Genomic DNA, 22,311 nt, shown 5'->3' on the forward strand with positions numbered 1-22,311 from the left:
ACCCGCCGGGCCGACTTCGATGCCCGGACGGCCGCGAGGGGCGGCTCCCCGGAACCGGAGCCGCCCCTCGCGCGTACCGCCCGCCGCCGGGCGGCGCGCCGCTACTTCCCGTCCAGCACGTCCTGCACCTTCGCCCGCACCTCGTCCGAGGCCAGGCCCCGGATCGTCAGCGTGGTGCGGCGGCGCAGCACGTCGTCCGCCGTCTCCGCCCACTCGTGGTCGCGGGCGTAGACGACCTGGGCCCAGATCTCCGGTGCGTCCGGGTGGACGCGCTCGCCCAGCGCCGGGTTCTCGTTGGCGAGGCGGGCGATGTCGAACGCCAGGGAGCCGTAGTGCGTGGCCAGGTGGCGGGCGGTGTCGGCCGCCATCCGCGGACCGGGCGCGGGCCCGTCGACGAGCAGCCGGTGCGCGACCGCGCGCGGGTTGGCGACGCCGGGCAGCGGCAGCTTCTTCGGCAGCGCGGAGACCGGCTCGAAGTCGTCGCCGAGCGGGTGGCCCGGCAGCGCCTCCAGCTTCTGCATGACGGTCCGCCCGATGTGCCGGAACGTCGTCCACTTGCCGCCCGCGACGGACAGCATCCCGCCCCTGCCCTCGGTCACCACCGTCTCGCGCTTGGCCTGGGCGGTGTCGCCGGGCCCGCCCGGCAGCACCCGCAGCCCCGCGAAGGCGTACGTGATGAGGTCCCCGTCGAGCTGCTGGTCGCGGATGGAGAACGCGGCCTCGTCGAGGATCTGCGCGGTGTCCTGCTCGGTGACCGCGACGTCGGCCGGGTCGCCCTCGTAGACCTCGTCGGTCGTGCCGAGCAGCAGCATGTCCTCCCAGGGGAGGGCGAAGGTGATGCGGTACTTGTCGATCGGCGTGGCCAGCGCGGCCTTCCACGGCGCGGTGCGCTTCAGCACCAGGTGGGCGCCCTTCGACAGCCGGATCGACGGCGCCGCGCCGGGGTCCTCCATCCGGCGCAGGTGGTCCACCCACGGCCCGGTCGCGTTCAGCACGAGGCGGGCGTTCACGCCGAACTCGTCGCCGGAGAGCCGGTCGCGCAGTTCGGCGCCGGTCACCCGGCCCTTGGTGAAGCGCAGCCCGGTGACCTCGGCGTGGTTGAGGACGACCGCGCCGGACTCGACGGCCGCGCGGACCGTCATCAGCGCCATGCGCGCGTCGTTCATCTGGTCGTCGCCGTACACGGCCACGGCCTTGAGGTTCTCGGTGCGCAGCTCGGGCACGTCGCGCTGCGCCTTGGCGGGCGACAGCAGGTGGCCGACGCCGTCGCCGAACGCCGACAGCGCGGAGTACGCGAAGACGCCCGCGCCGAGCTTCGCCGCGCCGTGCGGCCCGCCCTTGTAGACGGGGAGGTAGAAGGTGAGCGGGTTCGCCAGGTGGGGGGCCACCTGGCGGGAGACCGCGCGGCGCTCGAAGTGGTTCTCCGCCACCAGCTTCACCGCGCCGGTCTGGAGGTAGCGCAGACCGCCGTGGAGGAGCTTGGAGGAGGCGGAGGAGGTGGCTCCGGCGAAGTCGCCCGCGTCGACCACGGCCACCCTGAGGCCGGACTGCGCGGCGTGCCAGGCGGTGGAGATGCCCAGGATGCCGCCGCCGATCACGAGCAGGTCGTACGACGCCTTGGAGAGCTGCTCGCGGGTCTCGGCGCGGCTCGGGTTCGAGCCGGACGCCGGGTGCGCACCGAGGGCAGGCACGGACTGCAGAGTGGTCTGACTGGTCATATCGGGTTCTTACTCCTCGTCGGAGCCGTCGGGAGGGGCCTCGGCCGGCGCTGCGGCCGGCCGGGGGCCTTCGTCAGCTCTCGTCCTCGTCGAGCCAGCCCATGGTCCGCTCCACGGCCTTGAGCCAGCTCTTGTACTCACGGTCGCGGGTCTCCGCGTCCATGCGGGGGGTCCATTCGGCGGCCCGCCGCCAGTTGGCGCGCAGGTCGTCGGTGCTGGTCCAGAAGCCGACGGCGAGACCGGCGGCGTAGGCGGCGCCGAGGCAGGTCGTCTCGGCGACCATCGGGCGCACCACGGGCGCGTCCAGGAAGTCCGAGAGGGTCTGCATCAGCAGGTTGTTGGAGGTCATGCCGCCGTCGACCTTGAGGGCCGCGAGTTCGACGCCGGAGTCCTTCGTCATGGCGTCGGTGATCTCACGGGTCTGCCAGGCGGTGGCCTCCAGGACGGCGCGCGCGAGGTGCGCCTTGGTGACGTACCGGGTGAGACCGGCGATCACCCCGCGGGCGTCGGAGCGCCAGTACGGGGCGAAGAGGCCGGAGAACGCGGGCACGAAGTAGGCGCCGCCGTTGTCCTCGACGGAGAGCGCGAGCGTCTCGATCTCGGCGGCGGTGGAGATCAGGCCCATCTGGTCGCGCATCCACTGCACCAGCGAACCGGTGACCGCGATGGAGCCCTCCAGGGCGTACACCGGCTTCTCGTCGCCGATGCGGTAACCGACGGTGGTCAGCAGCCCGGAGTAGGAGTTGATGATCTTCTCGCCGGTGTTCATCAGCATGAACGTGCCGGTGCCGTACGTCGACTTGGCCTCGCCCTCGGCGAAACAGGTCTGGCCGAACAGGGCCGCCTGCTGGTCGCCGAGCGCGGAGGCGACGGGGATGCCGCCGAGCAGCTCGCCCAGCGGGCCGCCCGCGATCTCGCCGTAGACCTCGGCGGAGGAACGGATCTCCGGAAGCATCGCGAGGGGGACGCCGATGGACTCGGCGATCTTCTCGTCCCACTGGAGGGTGTGCAGGTTCATCAGCATGGTGCGGGAGGCGTTGGTGACGTCGGTGTAGTGCTTGCCGCCGTCGACGCCGCCGGTCAGGTTCCAGATGACCCAGCTGTCCATGGTGCCGAAGAGGATGTCCCCGGCCTCGGCGCGCTCGCGCAGGCCCTCGACGTTGTCGAGCAGCCAGCGTGCCTTCGGGCCGGCGAAGTAGGAGGCCAGCGGCAGGCCGGTCTCGCGGCGGAAGCGGTCCTGGCCGACGTTGCGGCCCAGCTCGCGGCAGAGGGCGTCGGTGCGGGTGTCCTGCCAGACGATGGCGTTGTGGACGGGCTCGCCGGTGTTCTTGTCCCACAGCAGCGTGGTCTCACGCTGGTTGGTGATGCCGATGGCCTTGATGTCGTCGCGGGTGATCCCGGCCTTGGCGACGGCTCCGGCGACGACCTCCTGGACGTTGGTCCAGATCTCGTTCGCGTCGTGCTCGACCCAGCCCGGCTTCGGGAAGATCTGCTCGTGCTCCTTCTGGTCGACGGAGACGATGCGGCCGTCCCGGTCGAAGACGATGCAGCGCGAGGAGGTGGTGCCCTGGTCGATCGCGGCGATGAAGGGGCCGGCGGTGTGGGCGTCGGTCACGGTGTGCTCCTGGGGGCTCGGTGGGTGAGGGGCTGAACGTACGGCGTGTGCGCGGTGGGCGACATGCCGCTCGCCGGTGCTACGCGAACGCGAGGTTGTAGATACCCGCGCCGATCGCGCCGCCGACCAGCGGACCGACGACCGGTATCCAGGCGTACGACCAGTCGGAGCCGCCCTTGTTGGGCAGCGGCAGCAGCGCGTGCACGATGCGCGGGCCGAGGTCGCGCGCCGGGTTGATCGCGTACCCCGTGGGGCCGCCCAGGGAGAGACCGATGGAGACCACCACGAGCGCGGTGATCAGGCCGCCCAGGATGCCGAGGCCGTTGCCGTTGTCGTTCAGGCCCTGGGTGAGGACCGCGAGGATCAGGACGACGGTGCCGACGATCTCCGTGAGGAGGTTCTGCACGGTGTTGCGGACCTCGGGGCCGGTCGAGAAGATCCCGAGGACCGGGCCCGCGCCCTTCTCCTGGGCCTCGACCGCCTTGTCGGCCCTGTCCGGGGCGACCGGTTCGCCGACGATCTCCGGGTCGGTGAGGTGCGCCTGGAACTGGCCCAGGTAGGCGACCCACACCAGGGCCGCGCCGATCATCGCGCCGAGGAGCTGTCCGGCGAAGTAGGTCGGCACATTGCTCCACTCGCCGTCCTTGATGGCGAGGGCGACCGTGACGGCCGGGTTGAGGTGGGCACCGGAGAGGGGGCCGGAGATGTAGACGGCCGTCATGACGGCGAAGCCCCACCCGAACGCGATGGCGAGCCATCCGGCGTTGCGGGCCTTGGAGGCCTTGAGCGTGACCGCGGCGCAGACGCCGCCGCCGAGCAGGATGAGTATGGCGGTACCGATGGTCTCGCCGATGAAGATGTCGGAGCTGGACACCCGCGACTCCTTTGTCCTTCGTCCAGGGGACGAACCCCGGGTCCCTCCGGGAGTTCGAGCTGCCCTCGGGGTGAGAGCGTGGCCGGCCCTTGGCTTGTCCCACTCTAACGCGTATTGCCGGTAGGTGTTCGACAATGCCGACCGATGGACGGGAGTCTTGCTCCGGGTTCGCGGGTGCGTCAAGAGTTCCGTAATCGAAAACACGATCGTTATTGATCGCTTTGGGCTATCGGTTCCCCGGCGGGCCCGGTGTACGCGGGGCGGCGGCGGAGGGCGGCCTTCCGCGGCTCGGGGCTCGGGGTGCGGGGCGCGCGGGGTGTGGGGCGTGGTCGGGGGTCGGCGTACGGGCGCACGCGCGCGTGCGGACACCCGTGCGGGACCGCGTACGGGTCTCCGCGGGCACGCCGAAGGGCCGGTACGGCTCGTGTGCCGTACCGGTCCCGTGTCAGGGGTGGGTCAGAACCGCCCGGCGCCCAGGTCCCGCGACACCGCGCGGGCGCAGTCCCGTACGGCCGCGATCAGCTCCGGGCGCACCTCGCCCTCGCGGCACAGGCGCTCCACGGCGCCGGTGATGCCGACCGCGCCGACCGGCATGCGCCGCCGGTCGTGGATGGGCGCGGCGATGGACGCGACGCCCTCCCAGGTCTCCTCCACGTCGGCCGCGTAGCCCCGCGCGCGCGTGAGGTCCAGGATCTGCTCGAAGTCGGCCGTCTCGTACACCGTGCGGTCGGTGAAGGGCTTGCGGTCGGCCTCCAGGGCCTCGCTGTGCGCGACCGGGTCGAACGCGGACAGCACCTTGCCGAGGGCTGTGGAGTGCAGCGGCTGCATGGCGCCGATCTCCAGCACCTGCCGACTGTCGTCCGGGCGGAACACGTGGTGCACGACGAGGACGCCCTGCTGGTGCAGCACGCCCAGGTGGACGCTCTCGCCGCTGGAGCGGGCCAGGTCGTCCGTCCACACCAGCGCCCGCGCGCGCAGCTCGTGCACGTCGAGATAGGTGGTGCCCAGGCGCAGCAGCTCGGCGCCCAGTTGGTAGCGCCCGGAGGCCTCGTCCTGCTCGACGAACCCCTCCTGCTGGAGGGTGCGCAGGATGCCGTGGGCGGTGCCCTTGGCCAGGCCCAGCGACGAGGCGATGTCCGACAGGCCGAGCCGCCGCTCGCCGCCCGCGAGGAGCCGCAGCATCGCGGCCGCCCGTTCGAGCGACTGGATGTTTCGTGCCATCGCCGTCCCTGCCTCCGTCCCCTCGGCCGTCCACCCACGGTGAACGCTGCCGTCGTTCGGCAATGTCGAACACTACCGGTCCATGTCGACCTCCCGCCAATGGTCGGTCGCCCCGTGTTACACCACGCGCCCGCCCTCCGTCAGCCGGATGCCACAGCCACGCCCCCGGACGAGTGCCGCCCGGCCCACGGCACACCCCACCTGCCGTGACCTGACTGCTGCCCCGTCCCCTCAGCCGCCCCGCCCGCCGTCAGCCGCCGCCGTCACCCGTCCGGCGTCTCCCCCCTCCGCGCAACCCGGCGACCCGCCCCGCCCACCCCACCCGCCCCGCCCCCGGACGCCCCGCCGGGTGCGCCGCCGCCCCCGCCCTCGCGTACGCCATCGGGCGCCCCGCCCCCTACGCCATCCAGGTCCGTCCCGTGGACGCCCTGACCATAAGCCCCCGGTCCCGGCTACCCTGACGGCGAGCGCCTGCCGAAGGCAGCTCCGGGTACCCGTCCTGCGAAGGGCGACCCGGGAGCAGTCGCGGGCGCCGCAAGCCGACAGCCGTCGCATCCGAGGGAGCCCTTTCATGGCCTCTGTGCCGCCGACCCCTTCCGCCGACAGCCGGACCCGTGTGTCCGCGCTCCGCGAGGCCCTGGCCACCCGTGTGGTGGTCGCCGACGGAGCCATGGGCACCATGCTCCAGGCCCAGGAGCCCACCATGGAGGACTTCGAGAACCTCGAAGGGTGCAACGAGATCCTCAACGTCACCCGGCCCGACATCGTCCGGTCGGTGCACGAGGAGTACTTCTCCGCCGGGGTCGACTGCGTCGAGACCAACACCTTCGGCGCCAACTTCGCCGCGATGGCGGAGTACGACATCCCCGAACGGGTCCTGGAACTGTCGGAGGCGGGCGCCCGTATCGCCCGTGAGACGGCGGACGCCTTCGCCGCGCGCGACGGCCGTACCCGCTGGGTGCTCGGCTCGATCGGCCCCGGCACCCGGCTCCCCACCCTGGGCCACGTCGCCTACGGCGTGCTGCGCGACGCGTTCGAGCAGAACGCCGAGGGACTCATCGCGGGCGGCGCCGACGCGCTCATCGTCGAGACCACCCAGGACCTCCTCCAGACCAAGGCCGCCGTGATCGGCGCCCACCGCGCCCGCGCCAACGCCGGGGTGGACGTCCCGCTGATCGTCTCGGTCACCGTGGAGACCACCGGCACCATGCTGCTCGGCTCCGAGATCGGTGCCGCCCTGACGGCCCTGGAGCCGCTCGGCATCGACATGATCGGCATGAACTGCGCCACCGGCCCCGCCGAGATGAGCGAGCACCTGCGCTATCTGGCGCGCAACGCCCGCATCCCGCTGGCGTGCATGCCGAACGCCGGTCTGCCCGTGCTCGGCAAGGACGGCGCGACGTACCCGCTGACCGCCTCCGAGCTGGCGGACGCGCAGGAGAACTTCGTCCGCGACTACGGCCTCTCCCTGGTCGGCGGCTGCTGCGGCACCACCCCCGAGCACCTGCGCCAGGTCGTCGAGCGGGTCCGCGGCCTCACCCCGGCCGAGCGCAGCCCCCGCCCCGAGGCGGGCGCCGCCTCCCTCTACCAGACCGTGCCGTTCCGCCAGGACGCCTCCTACCTGGCCATCGGCGAGCGCACCAACGCCAACGGCTCCAAGAAGTTCCGCGAGGCCATGCTGGAGGCCCGCTGGGACGACTGCGTGGAGATGGCCCGCGAGCAGATCCGCGAGGGCGCCCACCTGCTCGACCTGTGCGTGGACTACGTCGGCCGCGACGGCGTCGCCGACATGGCCGAACTCGCCGGGCGTTTCGCCACCGCCTCCACCCTGCCGATCGTGCTGGACTCCACCGAGGTCGAGGTCATCGAGGCCGGTCTGGAGAAGCTCGGCGGGCGCGCGGTCATCAACTCCGTCAACTACGAGGACGGCGACGGCCCCGAGTCCCGCTTCGCCAAGGTCACCCGGCTGGCCCGTGAGCACGGCGCCGCGCTGATCGCCCTCACCATCGACGAGGAGGGCCAGGCCCGCACCCCGGAGAAGAAGGTCGAGATCGCCGAACGGCTCATCGACGACCTCACCGGGAACTGGGGCATCCGCGAGGAGGACATCCTCATCGACACCCTGACCTTCACCATCTGCACCGGTCAGGAGGAGTCGCGGGGGGACGGCATCGCCACCATCGACGCCATCCGCGAGCTGAAGCGCCGCCACCCCGACGTCCAGACCACGCTGGGTCTGTCGAACATCTCCTTCGGCCTCAACCCGGCCGCCCGCATCCTGCTGAACTCGGTCTTCCTCGACGAGTGCGTCAAGGCCGGACTGGACTCCGCGATCGTGCACGCCAGCAAGATCCTCCCGATCGCCCGCTTCAGCGAGGAGGAGGTGCAGACCGCCCTCGACCTGATCCACGACCGCCGCAGGCCCCAGCAGGGCGACGAACCGGCCTACGACCCGCTCCAGAAGCTGATGGCCCTCTTCGAGGGCGCCACCGCCAAGTCCCTCAAGGCGGGCAAGGCCGAGGAACTGGCTGCGCTCCCGCTGGACGAGCGGCTCAAGCGCCGGATCATCGACGGCGAGCGCAACGGCCTGGAGGCCGACCTCGACGAGGCCCTTCAGGAGCGTCCGGCGCTCGACATCGTCAACGACACCCTCCTCGACGGCATGAAGGTCGTCGGTGAGCTGTTCGGCTCCGGCCAGATGCAGCTGCCGTTCGTCCTCCAGTCCGCCGAGGTCATGAAGACGGCCGTCGCCCACCTCGAACCGCACATGGAGAAGACCGACGCCGACGGCAAGGGCACCATCGTGCTGGCCACCGTCCGCGGCGACGTCCACGACATCGGCAAGAACCTCGTCGACATCATCCTGTCCAACAACGGCTACAACGTCGTCAACCTCGGCATCAAGCAGCCCGTCTCCGCGATCCTGGAGGCCGCCGAGGAGCACCGCGCCGACGTCATCGGCATGTCCGGCCTCCTGGTCAAGTCCACGGTGATCATGAAGGAGAACCTGGAGGAGCTGAACCAGCGCGGCATGGCCGCCGACTTCCCGGTGATCCTCGGCGGCGCGGCCCTCACCCGCGCCTACGTCGAGCAGGACCTGCACGAGATCTACGAGGGCGAGGTCCGCTACGCCCGCGACGCCTTCGAGGGACTGCGCCTGATGGACGCCCTGATCGGCGTCAAGCGCGGGGTGCCCGGCGTCAAGCTGCCCGAGCTGAAGCAGCGCCGCGTGCGGGCGAGCGCCCCGGCGGTCCAGGTGGAGGAGCGCCCGGAGGAGGGCCACGTCCGCTCCGACGTCTCCATCGACCACCCGGTGCCCACCCCGCCGTTCTGGGACACCCGGGTCATCAAGGGCATCCAGCTCAAGGAGTACGCCTCCTGGCTCGACGAGGGCGCCCTCTTCAAGGGCCAGTGGGGCCTCAAGCAGGCCCGCACCGGCGACGGCCCGACCTACGAGGAGCTGGTGGAGACCGAGGGCCGCCCCCGGCTGCGCGGCCTGCTGGACAAGCTCCAGACGGAGAACCTGCTGGAGGCGGCCGTGGTCTACGGCTACTTCCCCTGTGTCTCCAAGGACGACGACCTGATCATCCTCGACGACCAGGGCAACGAGCGGACCCGCTTCACCTTCCCCCGCCAGCGGCGCGGACGGCGCCTGTGCCTGGCGGACTTCTTCCGCCCGGAGGAGTCCGGCGAGACCGACGTGGTCGGCCTCCAGGTCGTCACCGTCGGCTCCCGCATCGGCGAGGAGACCGCCAAGCTCTTCGCGTCGGACTCCTACCGCGACTACCTGGAGCTGCACGGCCTGTCGGTGCAGCTCGCCGAGGCCCTCGCCGAGTACTGGCACGCGCGCGTCCGCTCCGAGCTGGGCTTCGCGGGGGAGGACCCGGCCGACATCGAGGACATGTTCGCCCTGAAGTACCGGGGCGCCCGCTTCTCCCTCGGCTACGGCGCCTGCCCCGACCTGGAGGACCGCGCCAAGATCGCCGACCTGCTCAAGCCCGAGCGGATCGGCGTCCAGCTCTCTGAGGAGTTCCAGCTCCACCCCGAGCAGTCCACCGACGCCATCGTCATCCACCACCCCGAGGCGAAGTACTTCAACGCCCGGTGACCCCGGACGCGCGTGTGTCCCCGGACGCGTGGATGGCCCCGGCGCCCCGGTGCCCGGACCTCCGGTGCCCGGACCTCCGCTGACCAGGCGCAACACGCGCGCATCGCGTCGCATCCGACACGATGATCCGACAAGTCGTACACTGGTCGGTCCACTGCAGGCCGGTTCCCCCAGCGGGAACCGGCCTGCTCGTCCCTCAAGGAGGTACGTGGATGACCAGCACGGTCCCCGCACCCGTGACCCGTACGGCCGACGGCTCCGCCCTCCAGGCCGTGCTCCTCGACATGGACGGCACCCTCGTCGACACCGAGGGCTTCTGGTGGGACGTCGAGGTCGAGATCTTCGCCCGGCTCGGCCACACCCTCGACGCGTCCTGGCGCCATGTCGTGGTCGGCGGGCCCATGAGCCGCAGCGCCGGGTTCCTGATCGAGGCGACCGGCGCCGACATCGGCCTCGCCGATCTCGCGGTCCTGCTCAACGAGGGCTTCGAGGAGCGCATCGGGCGGTCGCTGCCCCTGATGCCGGGCGCCGCCCGGCTCCTCGCCGAGCTGGCCGCGCACGGCGTCCCCACCGCCCTCGTCTCCGCCTCGCACCGCCGGATCATCGACCGCGTGCTCACCTCGCTCGGCCCGCAGCACTTCGCGCTCACCGTCGCCGGGGACGAGGTCGAACGCACCAAGCCGCACCCCGACCCGTACCTGTTCGCCGCCGCCGGGCTGGGTGCCGATCCGGCCAGATGTGCCGTCGTCGAGGACACCGCGACCGGGGTCGCCGCCGCCGAGGCGGCCGGCTGCCAGGTCGTCGCCGTGCCGTCCGTCGCCCCCATCGCCCCCGCCGCCGGACGCACCGTCGTCCGCTCGTTGGAGCAGGTCGACCTCCCCTTTCTCCGGGGACTGATGCCGCTCCGATGATCGTGGCGGAGATCATCCGAGAAGATCGCCGATCTTCCGATGACGGAAATGCGATAGCCGTTCACCCAGCGTGCACCGCTGTTAGCGAGGGAAATTCGCCGCGCGTGTACGGGGTGAATTCGGAGCGTTGCCCCCGGCTGAATTACGCTGCGTACAGGTTCCCTTGAAGCTGTGATGTTCACCACTCTTCGCGGGGTCGACAAGGCGGGGGCGGTGTGCTGTTCACCCCCGTACGGGCGGTTCGGCCGCGCCCTTGTGTCCCGATTCATGAAACCCTGCACGAATCATTCCGCTGCCGGGTTTTCGGTGCGTCCGCAGCCGGTTCCGCAGCGTGATGAGGTTTCAACTCCGGTTGCCGCGAACCCCCGTGCTGGTGCGGACTAATCTCGTCCGCGAGAACATCCGCCTTACCCCCGTGATCCGCCGCGACACCCCTGCATGCCGGGTACACGGACCGACAGCTCTGGAGAAACTCGAGCATGAACCGCAAGACTTTGGTGCTGCCGGCCGTGGTCGGTCTGCTCGCGCCCGTGCTCGCCGCCTGTGGCGGGTCCGACAGCGGCAGTGGCGGCGGCGACGCCATCGTCGTGGGCACCACCGACCGGTTCACCGCCACGAAGGACGCTCCCGCGCCGCTCGACCCGGCCTACGCCTACGACGTCGGCAGCTGGAACATCCTGCGCCAGACGGTACAGACGCTGATGATCCAGCCCAAGGGCGAGGGCGACCCCGTACCCGAGGCGGCCGAGAGCTGCGGCTTCACGGACACCGGCAACGAGCGCTACGCCTGCAAGCTCCGCAAGGACCTGAAGTTCGCCAACGGCGACAACGTCACCGCCGAGGACGTCAAGTTCTCCATCGACCGGGCCCGTGCCATCAAGGCGGACTCCGGTGTCTTCGCCCTCCTCTCGACGGTCGACACCGTCGAAGCGAAGGGTGACAACGAAGTCGTCTTCCACCTCAACACGGCGGACGCCACCTTCCCCTTCAAGCTGTCGACCCCGGTCGCCGGCATCGTCAACCCCGACGACTACGACAAGGGCAAGCTGCGCGACGGCTTCGCGATCGACGGGTCCGGCCCCTACACCATCAAGGCCGAGACCGACGGCGACGAGATGACCAAGGCCGTCTTCACCAAGAACCCGAACTACAAGGGTGCGCTCACGGTGAACAACGACAAGGTCGACATGGTCTCGTTCGCGGACGCCGACGAGATGGGCAAGTCGCTCGAGAAGGGCGACATCGACGTGATGACCCGCACCATGTCGCCCGAGCAGATCGACAAGCTGTCCGACCCCGCCGCCGACGACAAGATCGACCTCGTCGAGCTGGCCGGTCTGGAGATCCGCTACCTCGCCTTCAACACCACCGCCCCGTCGGTGAAGCAGAAGGCGGTCCGCCAGGCGATGGCCCAGGTCGTCAACCGCGCCCAGCTCGTCGACGACGTCTACGGCTCCCAGGCCGAGCCGCTCTACTCGCTCGTCCCGACCTCGGTCACCGGCCACTCCAACTCGTTCTTCAACAAGTACGGCGACGCGGACAACAACAAGGCCAAGTCCCTGCTGAGCAAGGCCGACATCACCACCCCGGTGAAGCTGACCCTGCACTACACGACCGACCACTACGGCTCGGCCACGAAGAAGGAGTTCGAGCAGCTCCGCAAGCAGCTCAACGGCAGCGGCCTGTTCGACGTCTCCATCGAGGGCGCGCCCTGGGACACCTTCGTCCCGGCCGAGCGCAAGGGCGAGTACGACGTCTGGGGCATGGGCTGGTTCCCCGACTTCCCCGACGGCGACAGCTACATCGCGCCGTTCCTCGACAAGGACAACTTCCTCAAGTCGCCGTACCGCAACACGGACATCATCAACAACCTGATCCCCGAGTCCCGCCGCCAGGCCGACCGCCTGTCCGCCGGCAAGACCATGATGGAGATCCAGGACATCGTCGCCGACGACGTCCCGATCCTCCCGCTCTGGCAGGGCAAGCAGTACGTCGCCTCCCGCGACGACATCACCGGCACCTCGTACGTCCTGAACTCCTCGGCCACCCTCCAGCTCTGGGAGCTGGCCCGCGGCGTCAGCGGCTGACCCGACGCGTGACCGAGAAGGGGGGGCCCCCCCCCGGGGGGGGGGGGCCGGGGGGTGGTGGGGGGGGGGGGGGGGGCCCCCCCGCGGGCCCCCCCCGCGCGCCCGGGCCGGGGGGGGCGGGGGTGCCCCCGCGCGGGCCCGGGGGGGGGCCCCCCCGCCGGGGGGGGGGGCGCCCTTCTGTGTGTCCGGCGGGTCCGGCGCGCCGAGCGCGCGGCCCGCTACTGCGCGCCGGGGCGCACCAGCCCGCTCTCGTACGCGTACACCGCCGCCTGCACCCGGTCGCGCAGGCCCAGCTTGGTCAGCACATGCCCGACGTGGGTCTTCACGGTGGTCTCGCTGACGAACAGGTCGGCGGCGATCTCCGCGTTCGACAGGCCGCGCGCCACCAGCTTGAGCACCTCGACCTCACGGTCGGTGAGCGTGTGCAGGATGTTGGGCACCGGCTCGTCACCGGACGGCAGATGCGTGGCGTACTTGTCGAGCAGCCGCCGGGTGATGCTCGGCGCGAGCATCGCCTCGCCGCCCGCCACCACCCGGATCGCCTGCACCAGTTCGTTGGCGGGCGCGTCCTTCAGCAGGAAGCCGCTCGCCCCCGCCCGCAGCGCCTCCACCACGTACTCGTCGAGGTCGAAGGTGGTCAGGACCAGCACCTTCGCCGGACCGTCCCGGTCCGGACCGGTGATCTGCCGCGTCGCCTCCACCCCGTCCATACGGGGCATCCGGATGTCCATCAGCACGACATCGGGTTGCAGGGCCCGCACCTGGTCGAGGGCCTGGAGGCCGTCACCGGCCTCACCGACCACCGCGATGTCCTGCTCGGCCTCCAGGATCATGCGGAAGCCGGTGCGCAGCAGCGGCTGGTCATCGACCAGTAGGACGCGGATGGCCACGTGTGTCTCCTTCTCTAGCCCGCTGCCATTCTGCCCTGTGCCGGTCCGCCCGACCCGGCCGCCCTCACCGGCAGCGGATACGGCGGGGGAGTCCCGCCGAACTCCGGGCAGTGCTCCTGGTGGTCGCACCAGCCGCACAGCTTCGTCGGCCGGGGACGCCAGTCGCCCGTCTCGGTCGCCAGCCGGATCGCCTCCCACAGCGCGAGCAGCTTGCGCTCCACCCGCTCCAGGTCGGCGAGGACGGGGTCGTAGGTCAGGACGTCACCGCTGCCCAGGTAGACCAGCTGGAGGCGGCGCGGGATCACGTTCTTCAGCCGCCAGACGACCAGCGCGTAGAACTTCATCTGGAACAGGGCGCCCTCCGCGTACTCCGGGCGGGGGGCCTTGCCCGTCTTGTAGTCGACGATGCGGACCTCGCCGGTGGGCGCCACGTCGATCCGGTCGATGATGCCGCGCAGCCGCAGCCCCGAGTCCAGCTCGGCCTCGACGAACAGCTCCCGCTCGGCGGGCTCCAGCCGCGTCGGGTCCTCCAGGGTGAACCAGCGCTCCACGAGCTGCTCGGCCTCCGTCAGCCAGCCCGCGAGCCGCACGCCCTCCGGATCGTCCGCGAACAGCTCCACGACCTCCGGCCGCGACGCGCGCAGCCGGTCCCACTGCCCCGGCACCAGCGACTTCGCCCGCGGCGGGGTCCGCTCGGCCGCCGGGGCGTCGAAAAGCCGCTCCAGGACCGCGTGCACCAGCGTGCCCTTGGTGGCCGCGGGGCTCGGTTTCTCCGGCAGCCGGTCGATGACCCGGAACCGGTACAGCAGCGGGCACTGCATGAAGTCACCGGCGCGGGAGGGCGACAGCGAGGCGGGCGCCACGGCGACGGCCGTCCGCTCGGTCCCGGCGTCCGCGACCGCGGCGGCCGTGGCCGCGGCCGTCTCCAGGACCGCGTCCAGCGCCGTCCCGACGACCGGCCCCGCCGATCCCGCCCCCGCCCCGTCCGCCCCGGTACCCTCGCCGCCGCTCCCGGTGGCCTCCGCGCTGCTGCTCTCCATGTCCACAGACCTTACGGCCCACCACTGACAGTGACGCACCCGCGCCCGTGACCGGCGACGACCGGGAAAACACAGGGGGTGCCGGGGCGGAACGCGCCACGACGGACGCATACCATCGGTCCCAGACCCTTCCGCCCCTCAGGAGCGGGAGTTGCTGCGCACGATGTGAACAAGGCTTACGAAGCGAACGAGGGGACACCGTGGTGGAAAGCGGCGGGAGCGGGCGGCCGCGGCCGGACAGCGAAGAGGCGACCGACCTCCGGCCGACCCCTGCGTCCGCCCCGGCGGAACCCCGGGAGCCCGCGCCGCGGACCGACACCACACCCCCGGACGGTGACGCACCGCAGCCGGGGGAGCCCCGGACCACAGGGGACCCGCGGAACGCGCGGGAACCGGAGGAACGGGAGGAGCCGCGCGAGCCGCAGGGCAGGACGGACACCCCGGAACCCCCGCAGGCCCCCGAGCCCCCGCAGGCTCCCGAGCCCGCGCATGCTCCCGAGCCCCCGGCGAAGCCGACGGCCCCCGAAGCATCCGACGAGCCGAAGGCCCCCGAACCCGCCGAGCACCCCACGGCCCCCCACGACCTCCACCCCGACCGCCCCCACGCCCACACCCCGACCGCTCCTGCCCCCGCCCGCGGTGACGCAGACCCGGCCGCCACCCCGCCCCTGGGCACCCCCACGGCCGACACACCGGGCGCACCGGACACCCGAGGCACCCCGGGCACCCGCGGCAAGGGCCGCCCCCCGCGCCCGCCGGAGCCCCGCGGCGGCCTCCTCATGGGCCGCCCCTTCGGCGTACCCGTCTACGTCGCACCCAGCTGGTTCCTGGTCGCCGCCCTGATCACCTGGGTGTTCGGCGGACAGCTCGACCGCGTCCTGCCCGAGCTGGGCGGCGCCCGCTACCTCGTCTCCCTCTTCTTCGCGGTCGCCTTCTACGCCTCCGTCCTCGTCCACGAACTGGCGCACACCATCGCCGCGCTCCGCTTCAAGCTCCCGGTGCGCCGTATCCAGCTCCAGTTCTTCGGCGGCGTCTCCGAGATCGAGAAGGAGGCCGAGACCCCCGGCCGCGAGTTCGTGCTGGCCTTCGTCGGCCCGCTGCTCTCGCTCGTCCTGGCGGGCCTCTTCTACCTCGCGATGCTGACCGTCGAGCCCGGCACGGTCCCCGGCGTCCTGCTGGCCGGTCTGATGATCTCCAACCTCATCGTGGCCGCGTTCAACCTCCTGCCCGGACTCCCGCTCGACGGCGGCCGGATGCTGCGCGCCGTCGTCTGGAAGCTCACCGGCCGCCCCATGACCGGCACCGTCGCCGCCGCCTGGGTCGGACGCGCGCTCGCCGTCTCCGTCCTGATCGGCCTGCCGCTGCTCACCCAGTCCGGCGCGCTCGGCTCGAACGCCGAGGACAGCGTCGGCATGGACACCGTCCTCGACGCCCTGCTCGCCGCGATCCTCGCCGCGATCATCTGGACCGGGGCGGGCAACAGCCTGCGCATGGCCCGGCTGCGCGAGCACCTCCCCGAACTGCGCGCCCGCAACCTCACCCGCCGCGCCGTCCCCGTGGAGACCCACACCCCGCTCTCCGAGGCCCTGCGCCGCGCCAACGACGCCGGGGCCCGCGCGCTGGTCGTCGTCGACGCCCACGGCGAACCCGTCTCCCTGGTCCGCGAGGCCGCCATCGTCGGCGTCCCCGAGCACCGCCGCCCCTGGGTCGCGGTCAGCGGCCTCGCCGCCGACCTCACCGACGGCATGCGCGTCTCCGCCGAACTGGCGGGCGAGGACCTTCTCGACGCCCTGCGCGCCGCCCCCGCCACCGAGTACCTGGTCGTCGAGGAGACCGGCGAGATCTACGGCGTCCTGTCCGCGGCCGACGTGGAACGCGCCTTCGTGAAGGCCATGGCCCGCCCCTCGTAGACCCCGCCCGCACGGCCGTCCGGGTGGTCGGCGGCCCCCGTAAACCCCGGTAGGCTGTTCACATGTCCGAACCGACCGGTGCCGCCCGCAGGCGCGGGCCCTTCAAGGTCGGGGACCAGGTTCAGCTGACCGACCCCAAGGGCCGCCACTACACGTTCACGCTCGAGGCCGGGAAGAACTTCCACACCCACAAGGGTTCCTTCCCGCACGACGAACTGATCGGCGCTCCCGAGGGCAGCGTGGTCCGCACCACCGGCAACGTCGCCTACCTCGCGCTGCGCCCCCTGCTCCCCGACTACGTCCTGTCCATGCCCCGCGGCGCCGCCGTGGTCTACCCCAAGGACGCGGGGCAGATCCTCGCCTTCGCCGACATCTTCCCCGGCGCGCGCGTCGTCGAGGCGGGCGTCGGCTCCGGCTCGCTCAGCAGCTTCCTGCTGCGCGCCATCGGCGACCAGGGCATGCTGCACAGCTACGAGCGCCGCGAGGACTTCGCCGAGATCGCGCAGCAGAACGTCGAGCGCTACTTCGGCGGCCCGCACCCGGCCTGGCGGCTGACCGTCGGCGACCTCCAGGACAACCTGTCCGACGGGGACGTGGACCGCGTCATCCTGGACATGCTGGCCCCCTGGGAGTGCCTGGAGGCCGTCTCCAAGGCCCTCGTCCCCGGCGGCATCCTCTGCTGCTACGTGGCGACCACCACCCAACTCGCCCGGACCGTGGAGTCCATCCGGGAGATCGGCTGCTTCAACGAGCCGACCGCCTGGGAGTCCATGATCCGCAACTGGCACATCGAGGGCCTCGCCGTCCGCCCGGACCACCGGATGATCGGCCACACCGGCTTCCTCCTCACCGCCCGCCGCCTCGCCGACGGCGTCGAGCCGCCCATGCGCCGCCGCCGCCCCGCCAAGGGCGCCTACGGCGAGGACTACGCCGGCCCCAACGCCGACGGCGCCTCCGGCCGCTGACCCAGGCCCGGCCCTCGGCATCGCACCCACCCGCACAACGCACCGGCGCCGTGGCGCAGTTCCCCCAGCACCCCTGGGAACTGCGCCACGGCGCCATCGTGTTGCCCGCCCGGAGCCCGCCCGGCGGATCGGTCACCCCCCTGTTCCCCCGCCCTGTGACGTGTGGCACGATGCAGGCCACCCACCCCCACCGGCACAGCCCTCACAGGAGACGCTCCTCGTGCAGCAATCCGCCGTCCCGGAACTGGCACACACCCACACGCGCCCCATCCACTGGGTCGCGACCGCCACCGCCCTGGCCGGTGTCGTGGCGTTCTCCTCGGTGCTGCAACCGGACCCCGCGACGGCCGCCCAGGCGAGCGCCCCGGGCCCCAAGCCCGCCCCCGCCACCACCTCCGCCGCCCCCTCCACCGAGGGCGTCGACTGGCCGCTGGAGTGCGGACCCGTCAAGGCCCTCGTCATGCGGCAGGCCTCCGGCGACCTCGACGGCGACGGCAGGCCGGAAACCGTCGCCGCCGTCCACTGCGACGCCCCCATGGGCACCCCGCCCGACGGGGTCTACGTCCTGACCCGGGCCGCCGGGGCGAGCGCCCCGCGCGTGGTGGCCACCCTCGTCGCCCCCAAGGACCGCCTCACCGTCACCGCGCTCTCCGTCGCGGCCGACGGCACCGTGCACGCCGACTACCTCGGCTACTCCTCGGCCGACGTGCCCAGTTGCTGCCCGGACGTCAAGGACGCGGCCCGCTGGCAGTGGAAGGACGACCGGTTCATCCGCTCGACACCGGCCGGCTCCCACGACGTCTGACCCCCGTCGTCCACCGCTGTGAGAAAGCAGACAGCGGCCACGGAACGTGGCGCACGGATCACTCCGCGTCCGGCCCGTACACCTCGACCCTGTCCGAAACCCGCCGTACGTGGATGCAGTCGCCCGGACACTCGCGCGCCGAGTCCACCACGTCCGTCAGCAGCGGCAGCGGGACCGGGGTGGTCGCCCCCTTGTCCTGGAGCAGCTCGTCCCCGGCGCTCTTGACGTAGGCCAGGCCGTCGATGTCCAGCTCGAACACCTCCGGCGCGTACTGCGCGCAGATGCCGTCGCCGGTACAGAGATCCTGGTCGATCCAGACCTCCAGCGCCTCTCCCTCGACCGCGGCCTCCTGCTGCACGCTCATGTCTCCTGCCGAATCTCACCGGGCCGCCCGGGAACGATGCGGACCCGGACGGGTGTTGAACAGTTCGACCCTACCTTCGGCAGCTTCCCAATCATGTTCGGTGGGTATTCCCCTGGCGTGAGGGGAAACGCAAGGGTGAAGATCGGACACACCCCGAGAGTCTTTTGATCTAGGGGTTTCAATCGACACCCACCCAGGTAGGGTCTGGAAGCGTCCAGCTCCCCTTGGAGGAGGTGAGGACCGTGGCAGCCCACGACGACGACATGAACCGCGGCATCCGCCCGGGACGAGGGTCCGAAGACCCCGCCGGGCAGGTTGCCTACCTTGAGCAGGAGATCGCCGTCCTGCGACGTAAGCTCGCCGACTCTCCGCGGCACTCGAGGATCCTCGAAGAGCGGATCGTCGAGTTGCAGACCAACCTGGCCGGGGTGTCCGCCCAGAACGAGCGGCTTGCGAACACGCTCCGTGAGGCCCGCGACCAGATCGTGGCCCTCAAGGAGGAGGTCGACCGGCTCGCCCAGCCCCCGGCCGGCTTCGGAGTCTTCCTGCAGGCCAACGAGGACGGCACCGCCGACATCTTCACCGGCGGCCGCAAGCTCCGCGTCAACGTCAGCCCCGGCGTCGCGCTCGAAGAGCTGCGGCGCGGCCAGGAACTGATGCTCAACGAAGCGCTGAACGTGGTCGAGGCCATGGAGTTCGAGCGCGTCGGCGACATCGTCACCCTCAAGGAGATCCTGGAGGACGGCGAGCGCGCCCTGGTGCTCGGGCACACCGACGAGGAACGGGTGGTGCGGCTCGCCGAGCCGCTGCTGGGCGTCACCATCCGCCCCGGCGACGCCCTGCTGCTCGAACCCCGCTCCGGCTATGTCTACGAGATCGTTCCCAAGAGCGAGGTCGAGGAGCTGGTCCTCGAAGAGGTCCCCGACATCGGGTACGAGCAGATCGGCGGTCTCGGCGGCCAGATCGAGGCCATCCGCGACGCGGTCGAGCTGCCCTACCTCTACCCGGACCTGTTCAAGGAGCACGAACTGCGGCCGCCCAAGGGCGTCCTGCTGTACGGGCCCCCCGGATGCGGGAAGACGCTCATCGCCAAGGCCGTCGCCAACTCGCTGGCCAAGAAGGTCGCCGAGGTCACCGGCCAGGCCGCCGGCAAGAGCTTCTTCCTCAACATCAAGGGCCCCGAGCTGCTGAACAAGTACGTCGGCGAGACCGAGCGGCAGATCCGCCTGGTCTTCCAGCGGGCCCGGGAGAAGGCCAGCGAGGGCACGCCCGTCATCGTCTTCTTCGACGAGATGGAGTCCCTCTTCCGCACCCGCGGCTCGGGTGTCAGCTCGGACGTCGAGAACACGATCGTCCCGCAGCTGCTCGCCGAGATCGACGGTGTCGAGGGCCTTCAAAACGTGGTCGTGATCGGTGCCTCCAACCGTGAGGACATGATCGACCCGGCCATCCTGCGCCCCGGCCGCCTGGACGTGAAGATCAAGATCGAGCGTCCCGACGCCGAGGCCGCGACCGACATCTTCGGCAAGTACCTCACCGAGCGCCTTCCGCTGCACGGCGACGACCTCGGCGAGCACGGCGGCGACCGGACCACCACCGTCCAGAGCATGATCCAGACGGCCGTGGAACACATGTACGCCGAATCCGAGGAGAACCGCTTCCTGGAAGTCACCTACGCCAACGGCGACAAGGAAGTCCTTTACTTCAAGGACTTCAACTCCGGCGCCATGATCGAGAACATCGTGGGCCGCGCCAAGAAAATGGCGATCAAGGACTTCCTGGAGAAGAACCAGAAGGGTCTCCGCGTCTCCCATCTCCTCCAGGCCTGCGTGGACGAGTTCAAGGAGAACGAGGACCTGCCGAACACCACCAACCCGGACGACTGGGCCCGCATCTCCGGAAAGAAGGGCGAGCGGATCGTGTACATCCGCACCCTGATCACCGGAAAGCAGGGTTCCGACACCGGTCGCTCCATCGACACGGTGGCGAACACCGGACAGTACCTGTAAAAAACGGGCGGCTGCGGGTCCCCTTTCGCGGGTACCCGCAGCCGACTGCTTTTTACGGGCAGACGCGGGGACAAGGGCCGGAACAAGGCGGCAAGGCAATGACGCAAATGATCTCCCCACCGGTGCAGAGGCGTTCTAGGCTCTTCCGTACCGCCGGGCGCAGTGCGGGCACGGGCACCGCACACGCACCGGAGCACCCGCGGTACTTGAGCGGCATCCACGACCGAGGGTGCCGCCGGGCAAGGAGGGCCGCATGACCGTACGGCGAGTAATGGGTATCGAGACGGAGTACGGGATCTCCGTCCCCGGCCATCCCAACGCCAATGCCATGCTCACCTCGTCCCAGATCGTCAACGCCTACGCGGCGGCGATGCACCGGGCCCGCCGGGCCCGCTGGGACTTCGAGGAGGAGAACCCGCTGCGGGACGCGCGAGGCTTCGACCTCGCCCGGGAGGCCGCCGACTCCAGCCAGCTCACCGACGAGGACATCGGCCTCGCCAACGTGATCCTCACCAACGGCGCCCGGCTCTACGTCGACCACGCCCACCCCGAGTACAGCTCGCCGGAGATCACCAACCCGCGCGACGCCGTCCTGTGGGACAAGGCGGGCGAGCGGATCATGGCCGAGGCGGCGGAGCGGGCCGCCGCGCTGCCCGGCGCGCAGCCCATCCACCTCTACAAGAACAACACCGACAACAAGGGCGCCTCCTACGGCACGCACGAGAACTACCTGATGCGGCGGGAGACCGCCTTCTCGGACATCGTGCGCCACCTGACGCCCTTCTTCGTCTCGCGCCAGGTCTTCGCCGGGGCGGGCCGCGTCGGCATCGGCCAGGACGGCCACGAGCACGGCTTCCAGCTCAGCCAGCGCGCGGACTACTTCGAGGTCGAGGTCGGGCTGGAGACCACCCTCAAGCGCCCGATCATCAACACCCGCGACGAGCCGCACTCCGACGCCGAGAAGTACCGCCGCCTGCACGTCATCATCGGCGACGCCAACCTCTCGGAGATCTCGACCTACCTCAAGCTGGGCACGACCGCGCTGGTCCTGTCCATGATCGAGGACGGCTTCATCGCCGTGGACCTCGCCGTGGACCAGCCCGTCCGCACCCTGCACCAGGTCTCCCACGACCCGACCCTGCGCCGCCTGGTCACGCTGCGCAGCGGCCGGACGCTGACCGCGGTGCAGCTCCAGATGGAGTACTTCGAGCTGGCCCGCAAGTACGTCGAGGAGCGGTACGGCGCCGACGCCGACGAACAGACCACGGACGTCCTGCTGCGCTGGGAGGACACCCTCACCCGCCTGGAGAACGACCCGATGAGCCTGGCCGGTGAGCTGGACTGGGTCGCCAAGCGGGAGCTGATGGAGGGCTACCGGCGCCGCGACGGCCTCGACTGGGACGCCGCCCGGCTGCACCTGGTCGACCTCCAGTACGCCGACGTACGGCCCGAGAAGGGCCTCTACAACCGTCTGGTGGCCCGCGGGCGGATGAAGCGGCTGCTGGACGAGGCGGAGGTCGAGCGGGCCGTGGGCAAGCCCCCGGAGGACACCCGCGCCTACTTCCGCGGCCGCTGCCTGGAGCAGTACGCCGACGACGTCGCCGCGGCCTCCTGGGACTCGGTGATCTTCGACCTGCCGGGCCGGGACAGCCTCCAGCGCGTTCCAACCCTCGAACCGCTTCGCGGAACGCGAAATCACGTCAAGGCGCTACTCGACCGCTGTCGTACGGCGGAAGACCTGGTCAGGGTCCTGTCGGGCGGCTGAGCGGACGCACGGCGCCACCCCGCGGAGCA

Annotated in this window: 15 protein-coding genes; 8 read left to right on the top strand and 7 right to left on the bottom strand. The window is 71.2% G+C overall.

Annotation, left to right across the window (positions count from 1 at the left end; genetic code table 11):
• Positions 1–101 precede the first annotated feature (101 nt).
• From ACIQPQ_RS17760 to ACIQPQ_RS17775, 4 genes are all read right to left on the bottom strand, one after another.
• Complete coding sequence (locus tag ACIQPQ_RS17760) at positions 102–1,718, bottom strand: FAD-dependent oxidoreductase (protein ID WP_401304862.1); 1,617 nt, start codon at positions 1,716–1,718, stop codon at positions 102–104.
• 73 nt (positions 1,719–1,791) lie between these two features.
• Complete coding sequence (gene glpK / locus ACIQPQ_RS17765) at positions 1,792–3,333, bottom strand: glycerol kinase GlpK (protein ID WP_383778175.1); 1,542 nt, start codon at positions 3,331–3,333, stop codon at positions 1,792–1,794.
• 79 nt (positions 3,334–3,412) lie between these two features.
• Positions 3,413–4,207 carry an MIP/aquaporin family protein gene (locus ACIQPQ_RS17770; protein WP_401304865.1) on the bottom strand — a complete coding sequence of 265 codons (795 nt, stop codon included), beginning with the start codon at positions 4,205–4,207 and terminating at the stop codon, positions 3,413–3,415.
• A gap of 456 nt (positions 4,208–4,663) precedes the next feature.
• Positions 4,664–5,428, bottom strand: coding sequence for an IclR family transcriptional regulator (locus tag ACIQPQ_RS17775; protein WP_383778171.1), 765 nt, complete (start codon positions 5,426–5,428; stop codon positions 4,664–4,666).
• Between the two features lie 571 nt (positions 5,429–5,999).
• Here ACIQPQ_RS17775 and metH point away from each other — a divergent pair.
• The 3 genes from metH (at position 6,000) to ACIQPQ_RS17790 (ending at position 12,534) form a co-directional block, all read left to right on the top strand.
• Positions 6,000–9,536, top strand: coding sequence for a methionine synthase (metH, locus tag ACIQPQ_RS17780; protein ID WP_401304867.1), 3,537 nt, complete (start codon positions 6,000–6,002; stop codon positions 9,534–9,536).
• A 212-nt stretch (positions 9,537–9,748) separates the two neighbouring features.
• Entirely contained in the window at positions 9,749–10,447 is a 699-nt protein-coding gene (locus tag ACIQPQ_RS17785; protein WP_383778167.1) for an HAD family hydrolase, read from the top strand.
• Positions 10,448–10,926: 479 nt separating this feature from the next.
• Positions 10,927–12,534, top strand: a complete 1,608-nt coding sequence (locus ACIQPQ_RS17790; protein ID WP_401304869.1) for an ABC transporter substrate-binding protein — start codon at positions 10,927–10,929, stop codon at positions 12,532–12,534.
• 218 nt (positions 12,535–12,752) lie between these two features.
• Here the strand turns inward: ACIQPQ_RS17790 and ACIQPQ_RS17795 are convergent, their stop codons facing one another.
• On the bottom strand, positions 12,753–13,424 hold the full coding sequence (locus tag ACIQPQ_RS17795) for a response regulator (RefSeq protein WP_383778162.1): 672 nt from the start codon (positions 13,422–13,424) through the stop codon (positions 12,753–12,755).
• Between the two features lie 14 nt (positions 13,425–13,438).
• Positions 13,439–14,464, bottom strand: coding sequence for a RecB family exonuclease (locus ACIQPQ_RS17800; RefSeq protein WP_401304871.1), 1,026 nt, complete (start codon positions 14,462–14,464; stop codon positions 13,439–13,441).
• Between the two features lie 200 nt (positions 14,465–14,664).
• Between ACIQPQ_RS17800 and ACIQPQ_RS17805 the strand changes: the two genes are divergently transcribed.
• From ACIQPQ_RS17805 to ACIQPQ_RS17815, 3 genes are all read left to right on the top strand, one after another.
• Positions 14,665–16,374, top strand: a complete 1,710-nt coding sequence (locus ACIQPQ_RS17805) for a site-2 protease family protein (RefSeq protein WP_401304872.1) — start codon at positions 14,665–14,667, stop codon at positions 16,372–16,374.
• A gap of 62 nt (positions 16,375–16,436) precedes the next feature.
• Positions 16,437–17,339, top strand: a complete 903-nt coding sequence (locus tag ACIQPQ_RS17810) for a tRNA (adenine-N1)-methyltransferase (protein ID WP_401304874.1) — start codon at positions 16,437–16,439, stop codon at positions 17,337–17,339.
• A gap of 220 nt (positions 17,340–17,559) precedes the next feature.
• Positions 17,560–18,144 carry a hypothetical protein gene (locus ACIQPQ_RS17815; RefSeq protein ID WP_401304876.1) on the top strand — a complete coding sequence of 195 codons (585 nt, stop codon included), beginning with the start codon at positions 17,560–17,562 and terminating at the stop codon, positions 18,142–18,144.
• Positions 18,145–18,202: 58 nt separating this feature from the next.
• Here ACIQPQ_RS17815 and ACIQPQ_RS17820 read toward each other — a convergent pair whose 3' ends face one another.
• Positions 18,203–18,508: a ferredoxin gene (locus tag ACIQPQ_RS17820; RefSeq protein WP_401304877.1), complete on the bottom strand. Its 306-nt coding sequence runs from the start codon at positions 18,506–18,508 to the stop codon at positions 18,203–18,205.
• A 242-nt stretch (positions 18,509–18,750) separates the two neighbouring features.
• On the opposite strand from ACIQPQ_RS17820, the gene arc reads away from it, so the two are divergent.
• Positions 18,751–20,517, top strand: a complete 1,767-nt coding sequence (gene arc, locus ACIQPQ_RS17825; RefSeq protein WP_401304878.1) for a proteasome ATPase — start codon at positions 18,751–18,753, stop codon at positions 20,515–20,517.
• A gap of 253 nt (positions 20,518–20,770) precedes the next feature.
• On the top strand, positions 20,771–22,282 hold the full coding sequence (dop, locus tag ACIQPQ_RS17830; protein WP_401304880.1) for a depupylase/deamidase Dop: 1,512 nt from the start codon (positions 20,771–20,773) through the stop codon (positions 22,280–22,282).
• Positions 22,283–22,311: the final 29 nt, after the last annotated feature.

The organism is Streptomyces sp. NPDC091281 (genome assembly GCF_044757425.1).
Lineage (GTDB): Bacteria > Actinomycetota > Actinomycetes > Streptomycetales > Streptomycetaceae > Streptomyces.